13 protein-coding genes are annotated in these 14804 nt (G+C 45.0%); 2 read left to right on the forward strand and 11 right to left on the reverse strand.

Going from position 1 to position 14804, the window contains the following annotated elements; all coding sequences use genetic code 11:
• Positions 1-24: 24 nt before the first annotated feature.
• Positions 25-495, reverse strand: coding sequence for a DUF3299 domain-containing protein (locus tag ACXAD8_RS12120; protein WP_475228868.1), 471 nt, complete (start codon positions 493-495; stop codon positions 25-27).
• Positions 496-498: 3 nt separating this feature from the next.
• On the reverse strand, positions 499-1695 hold the full coding sequence (locus ACXAD8_RS12125; protein WP_475228870.1) for an MFS transporter: 1197 nt from the start codon (positions 1693-1695) through the stop codon (positions 499-501).
• 332 nt (positions 1696-2027) lie between these two features.
• Between ACXAD8_RS12125 and ACXAD8_RS12130 the strand changes: the two genes are divergently transcribed.
• Positions 2028-3680, forward strand: coding sequence for an endonuclease (locus ACXAD8_RS12130; RefSeq protein WP_475228873.1), 1653 nt, complete (start codon positions 2028-2030; stop codon positions 3678-3680).
• Positions 3681-4157: 477 nt separating this feature from the next.
• On the opposite strand, the gene ACXAD8_RS12135 is transcribed toward ACXAD8_RS12130, so the two are convergent.
• The 8 genes from ACXAD8_RS12135 to ppa all read right to left on the reverse strand — a co-directional run bounded on the left by ACXAD8_RS12135 (position 4158) and on the right by ppa (position 11167).
• Complete coding sequence (locus tag ACXAD8_RS12135; RefSeq protein WP_475228875.1) at positions 4158-4547, reverse strand: DUF1842 domain-containing protein; 390 nt, start codon at positions 4545-4547, stop codon at positions 4158-4160.
• Positions 4548-4755: 208 nt separating this feature from the next.
• Positions 4756-5313 carry a flavodoxin family protein gene (locus ACXAD8_RS12140; protein ID WP_475228877.1) on the reverse strand — a complete coding sequence of 186 codons (558 nt, stop codon included), beginning with the start codon at positions 5311-5313 and terminating at the stop codon, positions 4756-4758.
• A gap of 35 nt (positions 5314-5348) precedes the next feature.
• Entirely contained in the window at positions 5349-6254 is a 906-nt protein-coding gene (locus ACXAD8_RS12145; protein ID WP_475228880.1) for a peptidylprolyl isomerase, read from the reverse strand.
• 316 nt (positions 6255-6570) lie between these two features.
• The gene (locus ACXAD8_RS12150) at positions 6571-7356 is read right to left on the reverse strand and encodes an AsmA family protein (RefSeq protein ID WP_475228882.1); all 786 of its coding nucleotides are present in this window, start codon (positions 7354-7356) and stop codon (positions 6571-6573) included.
• 52 nt (positions 7357-7408) lie between these two features.
• Positions 7409-7738 (reverse strand): YdbL family probable chaperone protein, encoded by a 330-nt coding sequence (locus tag ACXAD8_RS12155; RefSeq protein ID WP_475228884.1) that lies wholly within the window; start codon positions 7736-7738, stop codon positions 7409-7411.
• A gap of 17 nt (positions 7739-7755) precedes the next feature.
• Positions 7756-7944 carry a YnbE family lipoprotein gene (locus tag ACXAD8_RS12160; protein ID WP_475228887.1) on the reverse strand — a complete coding sequence of 63 codons (189 nt, stop codon included), beginning with the start codon at positions 7942-7944 and terminating at the stop codon, positions 7756-7758.
• A 17-nt stretch (positions 7945-7961) separates the two neighbouring features.
• Positions 7962-10445: an intermembrane phospholipid transport protein YdbH family protein gene (locus ACXAD8_RS12165; protein ID WP_475228889.1), complete on the reverse strand. Its 2484-nt coding sequence runs from the start codon at positions 10443-10445 to the stop codon at positions 7962-7964.
• A gap of 173 nt (positions 10446-10618) precedes the next feature.
• A complete protein-coding gene (ppa, locus tag ACXAD8_RS12170; RefSeq protein WP_475228891.1) occupies positions 10619-11167 on the reverse strand; it encodes an inorganic diphosphatase in 549 nt (182 codons plus the stop codon).
• Between the two features lie 159 nt (positions 11168-11326).
• On the opposite strand from ppa, the gene ACXAD8_RS12175 reads away from it, so the two are divergent.
• On the forward strand, positions 11327-11539 hold the full coding sequence (locus ACXAD8_RS12175; protein ID WP_475228893.1) for a hypothetical protein: 213 nt from the start codon (positions 11327-11329) through the stop codon (positions 11537-11539).
• A 90-nt stretch (positions 11540-11629) separates the two neighbouring features.
• Here ACXAD8_RS12175 and ACXAD8_RS12180 read toward each other — a convergent pair whose 3' ends face one another.
• The gene (locus tag ACXAD8_RS12180; RefSeq protein WP_475228895.1) at positions 11630-14800 is read right to left on the reverse strand and encodes an efflux RND transporter permease subunit; all 3171 of its coding nucleotides are present in this window, start codon (positions 14798-14800) and stop codon (positions 11630-11632) included.
• Positions 14801-14804: the final 4 nt, after the last annotated feature.

Here is a 14804-nt window from a genome sequence, read left to right on the forward strand (position 1 = left end):
AAACCACCAATTACAAAGAGCCGTTTATTCAAACGGCTCTATTGCTTCACCCACCATGTTATAGCCCACAGTAGCCATATCACCGGTCCAGCCTTCTGTTTGCAACGTACCTGTTACCCAAATCGCATCATACAGGTTGTCGACATTCGCCCCTTCGGGAAACTTCACAAACACAATCTGATTAGAAGGTGGCGGTGGCACGTGAATGCAGGCACCAAAAAATGGCACCAATAAAAATTCAGTTATAGTATCGTCGCCTTCCAGCGGCACCACGAAACCTGGAATTTTTACCTTCTTACCATCTAAATCCTTTCTTACCGGGGCATTGGCATTGGATTGAGCCATGGGGTTGTTGTGATCGATTTCCGGGATCTCTTCTGACGGTACATAGCCTTCAGGGATCAGTTCTTCCCAATACAATTCCAATGGTTCTGCGCTGACCACAGAGCAAGCAAGAGACAATAGTAAAAATGTGCAGGTTATTATTCTTTTCATAAATCAAACTTTCGAAGGAGCAAAGGGGTTAAAGACAACTTCATTGCCCTCTCCGGGCAATGCAGGAATATTACGAGCCAGAATCAAAGAGCAAAACGCAAAGCCTGCTCCGATAAAAAATACTAAGCTGGGTGAAGTTAACCAAACTATCCCTAATAAGGCCGGGATCACCACCGCAGCAATATGATTAATGGTAAAGCTAACGCCTGCGGTAGAGGCAATATCTTTCGGATCTGCGATTTTTTGGAAATACGTCTTTATAGCGATAGCCAGAGCAAAAAACAAATGATCAATAATAAATAAGGCCCCAGCCAGCATGGCATTATCCACCAAACCATAAGCGATAAATAAAATGAACAAACCTATGTATTCAAAGGTTAATGCGGCTTTATCACCGACTTTGTGGATCCACTTTCCAATAGCCGGAGCAAACAGCAAATTAAAGATATAATTTACTGCGAAAAGAAGGCTTACCTGCCCAACGGTGTAGCCGAACTTTTCCACCATCATAAAGGCCGCGAACACCACAAATATTTGTCGTCTGGCACCGCTGAAAAACGTCAGCGCGTAATACAACCAATAGCGCTTGCGCATGATCAGGTTCTTATGTTGACCAGTGGCCTCTTTAAATGTCGGAAAGGTGATCCACAAAATCACGACTATCAGCAAGCCGGCACCACCAGCCAGCATATACATAGCGTTATAGCTAATGCCAAACCATTCCATCAACACCCAGATTGCACCATAGGCAAACAGGGAGGCAAAACTCTTAACCGCCAATTGCTGCCCCATAAAATGAGCCGTTTTGTCTTTGTGTAACCATTGCAAGGTGAGTGACTGATTAACTGTCTCAAAATAATGAAAACCAATCGACATAATGACGGTGGTGCAATACAAGCCAATCTCAAAAGGAAACCAGCCGGTCAGCGCCACACCAACAGACATCAAGGCCAGTGAGAGCAGCGCAAAGGTTTGCTCTTTTAACACCAGTAAGACAAACACTGCGGTAAAGGCTAAGAATCCAGGTACCTCTCTGAGGCTTTGCAATAGACCAATCTCTGCCCCAGTAAAACTGGCCTTTTCAATAACGAAATTGTTGAGAAGTGCATTCCATACTGAGAACGTCAGTGGCATAACAAAGGCCATAGCCAGTAACAATATTTCAGGTTTTTGCCGGAGAATCTGTAATTGCGCAATCATTAAACAAGCCTGCCAAAGGGAAAGCCCGGATTGTAATGCAATTTACTAGCTGAGCCTAATTCAGTTAAATAATAAGCTTACTTTTTATTGGCGGAGACTGATTTTTAACCAGTAAGAATGTGGTAGACCTCCCACATTTACCCGAAACAACCTGAATTATGCCTATTTTCTGAACCATTTGGTCAAGTTTTGTTAATTTTTTGTATTGTAATTGTCACAATTCGTAACCAAACTGCTCAATGTTTGAACAGCACGCAACTGTTTAAGCCTATAAACGGATAAAAAAAGAATAAGTTCCAATAAGGTTCCTTGTGACAATTCCGGAGACAATAATGAAAAAGGCTCTATCTACCCTCACCACGGTGGCTTTACTCAGCCCCCTGGCGTTTGCTCAGGTGGAAAATGGCGAATTCGAATCCTGGACAGGCAATACGCCTGATGGTTGGACCACCATAGATTCGGGTATCAGTGTTAGCCAATCTACCAATATCAGCTACAACGGCACCAGTTCAGCAGCGGTTAATGTGACGACGGGCAGCCAAAGCTCAACAGATTTCAGACAAACCGTCAGTGTAACCTCTGGGCAAACTTATGACTTCAGCGCCCGAATTTATCATACCGAAGGCAATGTCAGAGCCCGTTTGTATGTTAATGGCTATCAGGGTTACTCCAATGAAAACCTGACCAATCAATGGCAGCAGATAAGCCAGTCTTATACGGCGACATCCACAGGTACTATAGAGGTTGGCTTACGTTTCTACGATGTCAGCGGCTTTGATGGTGCTGAATTAGTTTATGTAGACAGTTTTGAGCCGACAGATTCTGGCTCTTCGGGTGGTGGCTCCGGCGGCGGTACAGGTGGCTGTGCCAATACCAGCGCAGAGCTTAGCCTATCAACCGACAATTACGGTGGCGAAACCAGCTGGCAGCTTACCGACTCCAGCAACAATCGAATCGCTTCCGGTAGTGGCCTTTCCAGCAATACCACCTACACCGAAACCTTCTGCCTGGCAGATGGCGATTACACCTTCCAAATCAATGACAGTTATGGTGATGGCATTTGTTGCGGTTACGGCAACGGCGCTTACAGCATGACAGTTGCCGGTACTCAGGTATTCACTGGTGGGCAATTCAATTCAGTAGCCAGCCACACCTTTACAGTAGGCAGCAGTGTCGGCGGCACTGGTGGTGGCACCGGAGGCGGAAACTCCGACCTTGGCGCTTACTATCAATCGGCAGAGGGATTAAGTGGCTACACACTTAAAACGGCATTGCACGACATCATTAAAGGTCACAGTAACCAAGGCTATGGTGCGATTTGGTCTTTCTATGAACAAAACGAGCTGGATACTTACTACGAAAACGACGGCACGATCCTGGATATCTATTCTGAAGCTCCGAATGGTTCCGATCCGTTTAACTTCACTAAGGTTTTAGACCAATGTGGAAGCTACAGCGGTGAAGCTGGCTGCTACAATCGCGAGCACTCCTTCCCGAAAAGTTGGTTTGGCGGAAAAGTAGAGCCAATGAACTCAGACGTGCACCACATCTTCGCCACTGACGGCTATGTAAACGCGCAGCGCAGCAGCTACCCTTATGGTGAAGTTAGTTCAGCTTCTTATACTTCCAGCAACGGCTCAAAAGTTGGCTCAGCCGCCTCTGGTTTGGGGTATTCCGGCACCGTCTTTGAACCTATTGATGAGTTTAAAGGTGACCTGGCAAGAGCCTATTTCTACATGGCAACACGTTACGAAGATGTCATCTCTGGTTGGGAAAATAACAGCAGCTACGGCAACGCAGTGTTAAATGGCACGTCAAATCAGGTATTTGAATCCTGGTTCCTGACCATGCTCAAGCAATGGCACAATCAGGATCCGGTTAGTCAGAAGGAAATTGACCGTAACAATGCCGCGGAATTACACCAGGCAAACAGAAACCCCTTCGTCGACCACCCTAATTTTGTGGCGGACATCTGGGGCAACTAAGCACATAAAATAATAATAAAAATAAAAACGACAGAAAGTATGGGCTTCTTTTAGAAGCCCTTTTTCGTTTTTAATCCCTCATTGAAATTTATCCTCATCCCCCTTTTAGTGACTATCCAACTAATAACTAACGTAACTAACGAGACACCCATAACAATGAGACTCGAACAATGCGAAATCCTATCCTGTTTGCCATTATTTTGTTGACCAACCTGGGTAAGAAAGGAGATACGCTCACTGAGCCATCGGTTTAGTGGCCAGAAGAAAGGGTATTGCTGATACGTATTTGTTAGAGAAACCTGGTAAGCGCCTGACAGGGCAGTAATGGAAGGACAAAGTCTGAAAAGAATATCTAACAGCTATAGCCGATTTATTCATCAGAAAATTAAACCAAATTAAAAGATTCAGGCATTGTATGACATAACACTAAACACAGGTTCTATCACACAATGCCGAAGTATCTATATGCAGGGGACTTTAGTCCGCCAGGCTCACACCTGATTGATAAGTTTCTGTGCCTACTTTGAATTGACCATCGCCTTTCCAATCTGCATCCAAAGCAAAACTAGCAGAAAATGGCGCGGAGCTGAATCCGATGGCAGGCGGTGTAAATGGTAAGTTGGCTTCACCAGTTACCGCACCCACCCGAACAATTTTACCAAAGCCGGTGCTGTGCATTGAACCAGACACTTTTGCGCTAAAGGACTGAGGATGCTCAGTACCTTCTAAAATTGTACCCTGCGCCTGTCCGTGTAGCTCACCGGTCGCAGCATTAACTGTCACCGCCAACGTCATAGAGCCCGCACCAACAATGCCCTGCTTAGGATTGAAGCTCAACTTTAGCAAATATAAACCTGTATCTGACATAATAACTCTCCTGTATTTATTAACTGTTTTGCCCATTCAGTTACCCGACTGAAGCGACAAAATAAATTTAATAAAACAACTACAGATTTGTTATTACATGAAATTACAGCCCCAACACTGATATAAGCCGAATGGGGAATGGACAGTCAGAGCTTGAAGATTGCTACAAATGCAAGGTCTATTTCACTCGAGCCGCTGCGTCTGGTTGTCAGCCAAACTTTTTGACATATTGAGCGATTTTTTCTGCCAAATAACCCGCGCTTTTTAAATCCACGTCATGTACTTCACCATCAAGGGATTGCGCCGTAACACCCAAATGGCAACCAAGACGGTTGACACTTTTGGTTTCGTCATTAAACGGAGCGTCCAGACTCACCCAAAGCATACCATGTTGGCTTGCCAGCAGTTGCATGTAGCCCAGCGCAGATGCCTGATCACCATTGTGGGCTGTTCCTGAGGTGATTCCTGCTGCTAACTTTCCTGCCCACTTTTGCTCCTGCCAAAAATCACTGGTGGCATCTGCAAACGCTTTAAACTGAGCTGAGACACTGCCCATGTAGGTAGGTGAACCAAAAATAATGGCATCACAATCAAACAGTGCATCAAACAGGTTCTGGCTTTTAAAACGCCCCTGAATGATTTCGTTGCCACTAATTCGGTGGGCAATCACCTCGCAGTTTTCAGCCTCTAAACGCCGTTTAACCTCTGTACAGAGCTTGCCTGTGACATCTGTATTAGTGAAATAAACCAGTCCAACTTTTGCCATCTTGTTATCGATTCCCTGTTGCAGCACAAAGCTCACTAAATACTGGGAGAACGATAATTTAGATCGGCCATGTTGATCAGTTTACTAACCTCGGTTTTTGGAAGTTCGGTGATACTAATGGACATTCTTACATCCTGCTTTGGCCTGTCGCTTGAAGACCTTTCTAGCGCGGCAATTCTATCAATGACATCCAGGCCATCAATCACTTGGCCAAAGACTGTATACTGACCATCTAAAAATGGGGTCCCCCGGACACTGGAGTAGGCATCAATCCGTTGTTTTGACATAGTAAAATTAACGCCGGTCGTTTTAGCCAGCTGCTCAGCTGTATCCATCACTAGTTTTTGCAGCGCTTTGCGGTTATCAGGGTTATTTTCTTCAAATTCTCGATATTTTTTGGCGAGTTCGTTTTCAGGCATGGTTGTCATCAACTTCTGATAAGCTTGATAAACTTTGCCTCGATCCAGTCCTTCCAGTTGTTCTCTAGAACTAACCTGGCCCTGCACTATGTAAAACTGCGAACCGCTAGACGCCAATTCAGGATTTTGCTCATTACCTCGACGAGCAGCCGCCAGCGCTCCTTTGACATGAATTAATCCGGGAATAATTTCAGCCGGAATTTCATATCCGGGCCCTCCATCGCCAAGTTGTTTACCAGACTCTGCAAGCCTTGACTCAGGATCCCCTCCCTGAATCATAAAACCAGGAAGTACCCGATGAAACAATAGTCCGTCGTAAAAACCTTCTCGAGCCAATTTAACAAAATTCGCTTTATGATTAGGCGTTTGATCATAGAGAACTGCTTTCATTTCGCCATATTCAGTAGCTATGGTTAGAAGGTAATCGGTTGCTACCGCTTCTTTTTTGTCACTTACAGTATCTGTACAGGCAGCCAGGACTCCAAGAAGTATCATAAAACTTGCAGCAAAGAGTGTTTTCATGGGGCCCCCACTTTAGGCTCAAATAGTTTAATATCTCCACGAAAGACAATATCGAGCTTTGACTTGAGTCAGATCCTAACTCATGATCAATTTATGCATAGTGTTTAATCTTAACAAGAACTTTTAAAGGCACCCAAGTTAAAATAATCTGTCGTATGCTCATTGTGTTGCGTTGTATATTCCCTCTATAACGCCTCTTTTTGCAGTTGTAGTGGTTGTTCTTGAATTAGTTGTCCTTGAAATAGTTTTCATTGTGAGCAAAAAAAGGGCTCCTGATGGAACCCTTTTGACAAAAACTATTAGTGAAGACAACGCGTTAGTTATCAAACAGGCTCTTCAGTTTTTCCTTGGCCTTTTCTTCCAGTTTGGCTTTTTCCTCGTCCAGCTTTTCCTGAAGTTTGGCTTCGGCCTGTTCTTTTATCAAAGCCTTAATCTTGGCTTTACCGGCTTTGATCAGGTTATCCAGCATAGAATCCATAATCGCTGCACCTAATTGATCTGCAGGTATGCCGTTAGGCACTCCAATAGCGTCGGCCTGGAAGGTGGGCATTGTCAGTTCAAACTGACGCTGCTCCAACGGGATTTCACCCAGGTCCATGGCGGCGATATCCAGTTTGAGTTTCACGTCTTTAACCGTGATCTTTTTAACACTCATTAACGGATTGATGGCGTCTCCAGTTTGCGCCTGTGGTTCTGGTGTAGATTGAGGTAGCGAGGACTGGATGTTATCTTTTAATACGATCAGATTAGCTTTGCCATGCTGATTTACTTCGTATAACACTTCTGGGCTATCAATCAGAATTTCATCGATAACATAAGGTTCCTGTGTGGCAGTGCCTAAATCCACTCTGACAGTATTCAGGCTAAAAGCGTTGCCATCAGAAAACCTTTGAGGATTGGCTATGCTAATCCCATTGATGCTAACTTTTGCTTCTGAGAGCACGGTTTCCACCTGATTTACGCTTACCTGAGTATTGGTTATGCGACTGCCTTGTTTTTCCAGCTGCTCTTTAATAAAGCCATCCATCCCCGACAGGCCCATGTAAATAAAGCCGCCTAAAGCCACAACGACCACCAATAAAGCAATAAGTACCTTTTTCATTTCATACTCCCTAGAGCGTGTTTATCAAAAATCTTCAGACAGGTCATCGCCTTTAGGGCTTCTTAACCCATTCACCTTCCATATTCTGAATATAGTGACCTGCCTGGGTTTTTTCAGCAGCCTTTTCAGCGGCTAACTTTGCTACCACTTCGACGCTGACACCATTTTTATCAGCCAGCTTTTGGTAAAGCTGCTTACGTTTGTCGTTGACGTCTGCAATCAGTGTTTCTGCATCTTTATTTTTAACCACAAGGCCGAGATATCCATCCAGTTGTTCGCCGACAAATCCTTTGGCTTTTGCCTCATCAAGGGTTATAGCAAAGGCAACGGCATTAAAGGATAAAAGGAACAAAAATAAGACAGGTTTAAATAATGTTTTCATGGGTGTCCCTCTTAGAATTAAAACAGTTCGCTGTCTTCGCTGAAGACATCATCGAGTTCTTTATCCAGCTTTACCCGGATCTCGTGCTCAATTTTGACATTGAGGTTTATAGTAATAGGCTCCTTGGCAGCCACCTCAACCCGGTGACTGCAACCGCTTAGCACAATAGCTAAGAGGGAGAACCCTGCCAGAAACGTTAACTTCATTTGACTACCTCGTTATTTTAAAACCGCTGCTCTATGGCTTTTGATATATCTTTTCCTGCCCTTAAGGCTTTTAACCCGGTGTACAGATTGGTACTAAAGGTCGGGTTAAAGTTAATGGGTTGCTGTTGCTCTGGATTAATCCCTTTAATATTGACCGCCAGCTCCAGCCAACCGTCAGGTTGCAAACTCAAATTAGTATTCAATTGCGAATACTCCAAGTTTTCCAACAATCCCAGCGCTGTTGCCAGATTCTTCTGACTGTTCTTTAAACTAATAAAAGCCGGATTATCTTTTATTTTGATAACACCATTGCCTACCGAGTTTAGTTTAGCTTGCCGCACACTAACAGAACCCTCGCTGAATACTACCGGCACAACACCACTTAACTCACCGGTAACCAATAACCCTTGCTGATCAAGCAGTTTCACCACTTCCGATACAGAAACCTGCTGTACCGACAGAGCAATTCGACTTTCAGTAGCCAACACATTTAGCGGAGTATCAAATCCCACCGTGCCGCCTAACAGCCTGGCAGAAAAATCCTCAATGACAGGATTAAAGGCAAAGCCAGGGTTGTCAGTTTTTGGGGATACCGGGTCTGTGCTGAATCGATAACTGAGCTGAATATCATCCAGATTAACCCCGGCAAAAAGACGTTCTATTTGCAGATTATGCTCTTCACTGACCAGTTTGCCGTCCTGTGTCAGTGAGCCTTCAAATTGAGTTCGGGCATTGCTCAACAGATAGTTGTTGTAAGTCGCAGTTAATTCTTCCAGTTCAAGCTTAAAATTCACCGGTGATAGTTCTCCACTCAGTAAGTAAGCATTTACTGTTGCAGCAATTTTCCCATCGGCCACTTGCAGATTTTTGGGCATCCCTCGTACCAGTTTTAACCAGGGCTTTAAAGCGCTTTGCGCTAATTCATAACTCAGGTTTAACTGTTGAAAACTACCCTCTGTTCTGATTGTCGATGGCAGACTGTTGTTGAAATACAGCTTGCTGGCAGACACAAGACTATCAGGCTGTAGCTGATACTTTCCGTTAAGCCTTATTTGCTCAAAATTAAGAGAATAGGTATCGCTGATATTGGCACTTATGCCGTCCAGCTGCGCTTGGTATTCCCCGACAACTGACCACTGTTGGTCCTGTAGACGAATATCCGAATGACCGGTTAACCTCAAACCACCAGCCCCTATTGGCAGGATATCTGCTATTAATAGTTGCCATGTTTCACTACTTAGCTGCCATTGCGACAGGTTCAGTTGTTGAACATCAGGGGTATAACCAAGCTTGCCGGAAGAACTTAAATTTACCCCGACCCTTTGCTCCTGTTTGAAAAGAGTAAACTCGCCATCAATATTAATTTGCCCCGAAATCGCTTTCTCCTGCAATTCAGCCTGCATTTGCTGTAACTGAATTTCCAGGTCACCATCTCGTATCAACAAAGGCTGTGTAAAACTCCATTTTGTCAGCCCGGTAAGATGAATTTCCTCAGGCAGTGTCAGTTGTAGCTCATCCGACAGCGGATTTTGCAGTTTCCAGTCCTGCCAGGTTATTGAGTCAAAATACTCAGCACTCCATTTGGTCAAACCCTCAATTAAAAGTGGCTGTCCTGATACTTTGCTGAATCGATATTTTTGTGGGTCTTTTTCCAGGTTGAAGTGAATATCGCCGTGCAATGTCAATGGTTTATCACGATTTCCTGGCACCTCTACTTTAGTCGAAAAGCGTTGGATATCATTGCTTACCGACCAGTTATCCGGAGTTACAGAATCAAGTCTAAAATTTCCCTGCCATATCCCGGAAAGCGATTTTATCAGCCCCAGATTATCACTTAGCTCTGGTACAGGTAGTTCATTGGCTAACGTCAGTAACTCTGCCAGCGACAATTGCCAATCGAGCAAAATCGCCCCTGACTCACGCTGAATTATTTGTAACCAGTTTTGCTCATCTGCTGGGTTTGTAAGAAGTAAAAGGTTTTCAGAGTTCTCTGATTTAGTACTAACCCGCCAGGCAAGCAAGACAGAGGAGCTTTTATATGGCAGTCCATCTTGCGCCAATAATTGCAGCTGAAAATCATCAATTTCGATTTCGGGTAGTGGCAGCCAGGGAAGAGTAAAAGATTGAGCATTATCAGAAGCAGAATCAGATTCAGATTTGGCTTGCAGTTTTTCCACTGGGATTTGTATGTTGAGCTTTTGTATTTTCGCCATTTTCAGTGCATCTGCGGCCGCACTTTCTGAGAGCATGGCCAGGGGAGAAACCGACAGTAGTGCATCTCGCAGCTCCAGGTTAATACCCTGATAATACAGGCACAAACGCTCGATCTGAATTTGTTCAAAGGATTTTATCTGCCAATCCAGGCATTGTAATTGGCTATCGAATTGTTTGGCACTGGCGGCTAACTGCTTATAAATAACACTGGGTAAATAGAAATAACCCGCCACAAGTATTAGCAGCAGAAGAATGAAAACCGCTTTTATCCCGGTAGCCTTATTCACTTATGAGCCACCTCTCCCTGACGCAATTCAATTGAGTACAGCTTAGCTTATCCCGGCTGAGTTGAATATGAATGTCTTGTGACATTAAGCTGATATCTGCTGAAGACAAGCCACTTAAACAAAAAACGCCGCTTCAAATAGCGACGTTTTTTAAAGACATGGAATAGCAGAGCTTAGAAAGCAGGCTTGTCTTCCGCATCATTGTAGCGCTGTACGCTGTCAGTGATTTCTTTTTTCGCAGCAGCGGCATCTGCCCAGCCTTCGATTTTCACCCATTTGTTTGGCTCTAAATCTTTGTAGTGGGCAAAGAAGTGTTCGATTTGCTTCAACAGAGGCTCAGAAACCTGAGTGTAATCAGTGATGCCACGGTACAAAGTGGACAACTTATCTTTTGGAACCGCCAGAACTTTAGCATCTTCACCAGACTCGTCAGTCATGTTTAATACGCCAACAGGACGACAAGTGATTACTGAACCCGCCAACAGCGGGAAAGGAGTAATAACCAATACGTCAACAGGGTCACCGTCATCGGATAAAGTGTGAGGCACATAACCATAGTTAGTTGGATAGTGCATAGGTGTTGCCATAAAACGGTCAACGAAAATAGCACCAGACTCTTTGTCTACTTCGTATTTAACCGGATCGGAATGGGCCGGGATTTCGATAATAACATTGACTTCGTCCGGCAGATTCTTGCCAGCAGGTACGGCGTTTAAGCTCATGAAAATTTCCTGAAGTTGATAGATTAAAAAGTTATCGGGGATTATTATACCAGTTCCACCATATATTTGCCCACCTCAGTGGGTGATGAAAATCATTTATACAAGGCGGATGTTTGCCGGTCTAGTGGGCCTAAATCAAAAACATCCAACACAGTATAAATGCTTTTCAGCCCCATCGTAGACGCGCCTCAGGAACATTATTTCTTTGTTGCCAACATGGATGTTGGTAAGGGGCGAGAGCAGGATGCGTTAAGCTTTGTGCGAAGTTCACAAGACCACCAGTATTCTTTCATTCGCACGCCTCGAACTAATGCCCCTGAGGCTGCGCTGAGAGGGCAAATATATGGTGGAACTGGTATTGGTTCAAACTAACCTTATTCAATGTTTGACTTAGAATCAGGCAATATTATTTAGAGCAAGAGAGAGAAAAATGGTGCCATTTGGCACCATTTTTACGTTTTATTAATCACTGGATCCTGCATCAGAGGGCGTATGGCTGACAAAGCCCATTCTATCTTTCGCTTTTACCAAGGGCAGCTTTAAAAACCCGAAGAGTTTGCCAAACAGCCACTTAATGTCTTCCAACATCATATACATGCTGGGCACCAACAATAAGGTTACCAGCGTGGCGTACAGAACTGCAAAGCCCAACGCGATAGCCATGGGGATAACGAACCTAGCCTGCAGGCTGGTTTCGAACATCAAAGGCAGAACCCCCACGAAAGTCGTGATGGATGTCAGGGTGATGGCGCGGAAACGGGCACAGCCTGCTTCGATTACCGCCTCGCGAACCGAATAGCCCTCTCGGCGATGGGAGTTTACATAGTCGGTCATTACCAGACTATCGTTGATCACCACCCCAGCCGCAGCAATTAAGCCAAAGGTAGACATCATACTGATATCCAGACCGAAGAAGAAATGTCCCCATATCGCGCCAGTTAAACTAAATGGAATAACCGACATAATAATAAAGGGTTGCGCATAACTCTTAAGCGGCACAGCCAGTAAGATATAGACCATTAACAAACCGGCGATAAAGAACATCATCTGTTCATTTTGCTGATCCTGGGTTTCCTTGATAGAGCCCCCCAGCTCAGTCTTCACCGACGGATACATCTCCTGTAGTGCGGGAAGTAGTTTTTCAGTAATAGTTTTGGTCACTTCACTGGGTTCAACTAATTGCTCATCAATAGCGCCAAACACGTAAACGCTGCGATAGCCTCCCTCCCGGCGAATATAGCTGATACCGGGTTCTTCCCTCAGATACACCACATCTCCCAACATCACTTCTTCGCCTGCAGGTGTTTTGAGCACTGTGTATTTGAGTTCTGCGAATCGTTCCCGAGAGAGTCTTGGGTAACGCACCATCACTTTTACTTCTTCGCCATCACGAATTACCCGTTGGGCTTCCCCCCCATAGAAGCTGTTACCTACCTGGCGAGCAATATTGGCAAGGTCCAGCCCCAGATCATTAGCCACCGGCAACAATTCCATCTGAATTTCTTTGCTGGCGGGATCTATGGTGGAGCTGACGTCGAACAAGCCCTCTTCTTCCTGCAACATGGCGATAAATTGTCGTCCTGCCGCATTCAGAGTTTTGATATCACTGCCAAACAACAGGTAACCAAACTCATCAGATTCACCACCTGTGACGTTATCCTGAATATGGAATGACTTCAGGCCTGGAATTTCCGGGATGGCATGACGCCAGCGACGAGATAGCTCAAAGGCATCAAAGGGACGCAGTTCTTCTTCCACCAGCGGCACTACGATCCGACCAGAGGTACGACTGTTATTGAAAGCTAACAGATCTTTGACCATGTTTTGGCCAAACTCTTGTTCGATTTCCGCATCAACGCGATATATCGCGGCTTCAACCGCTTTCAGGGCATTAATGGTAGCTTTATCAGACACGGTTTCGTTCATTTCAATACTGATGCTGGGGAAATCGTGCGGTACAGCCGGTCTTGGCACCATGCGCACATGATTGGCCTGAATAAGACCCATGGCCAACATTAACAGCGCAATAAAGGCCGTAAATACCGTCCAGCGCCATTCGGTACACAAGGTCACGAAACGCTTGTATGGACCGTTAACAAAGGCAAAAAAGCGCTTGTTAAAACGGGCGCGCCAGGAACCTGGGCGTGAGGGCTTAAACTTAGTGTGGGCAATGTGGGCCGGTAAAATCAGCTTAGATTCAATCAGGCTGAAGATCAGGCAAAGGGTCACTACGCTGGCAATGGTTTTAAAGAACACGCCATCCGGACCACTGGAAAACAGGAAAGGAGCGAATACCGCGATGGTGGTTAAAACCCCGAATGTCGCAGGTGTGGCAACGCGTTGTGCACCGCGCACTACGTTATCTATACCGCCGCCTTTTTTCTCAATTTCCGTGTAGGCGGCCTCCCCTATCACTATGGCATCGTCCACCACAATCCCCAGTACCATGATAAAGGCAAACAAAGACAAGATATTAATACTGACACCCATTACCGGCATCAATAATACAGCGCCCAGGAAACATACGGGTAGTCCCACCATTACCCATTTAGCCAAACCAAATCTCAGGAAAATAGTCAGCATGATGGCCACCAGCACAGAACCCTGAGTCAGGTTTTTCAACATCATGTCCAAACGGGCATTCAGGTAATAGGTCATGTCCACCAGAATTTTTAGTTCCAGACCTTGAGGCAGGGTTTTATTGCGCTCAGCAATATAATCTTTAACTGACTTGGCAACCGGGATCATGTTCTGATCTTTGGTGGCATTTACCGACAGGTAAATCGCATTCTTACCGGAATAACTGAAATAGTTTTCACCTTCAGTGAAGCCATCATTGATACTAGCCACGTCCTGAAGCAATACTTTTGAACCATTTTTACCCAGCTTAACCGGGATCTGACGAAATTCTTCACCGGAATAGAACTGGTTTTCCACCCGGACCGACACAATACCACTTTCCGTTCTCAACTGACCGGCAGAAATATTGGCTGAGTAGTTGCGAATAGCATTGCTGACATCGTTAATGGTTAAGTCGTATTTGCGCAACTGGTCGGGATCGATCTCAATTGCGATCTCATCGTCCGGATCCCCCAAATTCACCAGAGAGACATTGCTCAATGACAATAGTTCATCTTCGATTTGCTTGGCCAGAGGTTTCAACGACTCCAGCGGCACTTCCCCAACCAGAGACAATTCAATTACCTGTTGCTGGAATTCTCTTTGTGAGACATTCACAGGCTCCATATCAGCGGGAAAGGTCGCAATGGAGTCCACTTTGTTTTTCACCTTGTCCAGCACATCCGTCAGCTCAACATCGGTTTTAATTTCTAGTGCCACACTACCCGAGCCGCGATTCGCTCTGGAAATTGTCTTTTTAATTTCGGTGATTTCTTTAATGGACTCTTCTATCTTGATCAGGATACTTTCTTCAATTTCCTGCGGGGACGCTCCCGGATAGGCAGCGGTAACGTCAATATAGTTAATTTCAATATTCGGAAACATTTGTCGCTGAATAGTGAAATAACTGACAATCCCCATCAATATAATGAAGAACATCAGCAGGTTTGCCGCCACCGAGTTATTGGCAAACCAGGCGATGATTCCGGTAGGTTTTTCTGTTTCGGTAGTCATAACT

The sequence above is a fragment of the Planctobacterium sp. AWH2_060 genome, assembly GCF_056158425.1.

What these genes read in the sequence shown, in the direction of transcription:
- ACXAD8_RS12140 (WP_475228877.1), bottom strand. Translation starts at nt 5,313, where the DNA reads ATGGCAAAAGTTGGACTGGTTTATTTCACTAATACAGATGTCACAGGC.
- ACXAD8_RS12125 (WP_475228870.1), bottom strand. Translation starts at nt 1,695, where the DNA reads ATGATTGCGCAATTACAGATTCTCCGGCAAAAACCTGAAATATTGTTA.
- ppa (WP_475228891.1), bottom strand. Translation starts at nt 11,167, where the DNA reads ATGAGCTTAAACGCCGTACCTGCTGGCAAGAATCTGCCGGACGAAGTC.
- ACXAD8_RS12175 (WP_475228893.1), top strand. Translation starts at nt 11,327, where the DNA reads ATGCTTTTCAGCCCCATCGTAGACGCGCCTCAGGAACATTATTTCTTT.
- ACXAD8_RS12135 (WP_475228875.1), bottom strand. Translation starts at nt 4,547, where the DNA reads ATGTCAGATACAGGTTTATATTTGCTAAAGTTGAGCTTCAATCCTAAG.
- ACXAD8_RS12130 (WP_475228873.1), top strand. Translation starts at nt 2,028, where the DNA reads ATGAAAAAGGCTCTATCTACCCTCACCACGGTGGCTTTACTCAGCCCC.
- ACXAD8_RS12180 (WP_475228895.1), bottom strand. Translation starts at nt 14,800, where the DNA reads ATGACTACCGAAACAGAAAAACCTACCGGAATCATCGCCTGGTTTGCC.
- ACXAD8_RS12150 (WP_475228882.1), bottom strand. Translation starts at nt 7,356, where the DNA reads ATGAAAAAGGTACTTATTGCTTTATTGGTGGTCGTTGTGGCTTTAGGC.
- ACXAD8_RS12145 (WP_475228880.1), bottom strand. Translation starts at nt 6,254, where the DNA reads ATGAAAACACTCTTTGCTGCAAGTTTTATGATACTTCTTGGAGTCCTG.
- ACXAD8_RS12160 (WP_475228887.1), bottom strand. Translation starts at nt 7,944, where the DNA reads ATGAAGTTAACGTTTCTGGCAGGGTTCTCCCTCTTAGCTATTGTGCTA.
- ACXAD8_RS12155 (WP_475228884.1), bottom strand. Translation starts at nt 7,738, where the DNA reads ATGAAAACATTATTTAAACCTGTCTTATTTTTGTTCCTTTTATCCTTT.
- ACXAD8_RS12120 (WP_475228868.1), bottom strand. Translation starts at nt 495, where the DNA reads ATGAAAAGAATAATAACCTGCACATTTTTACTATTGTCTCTTGCTTGC.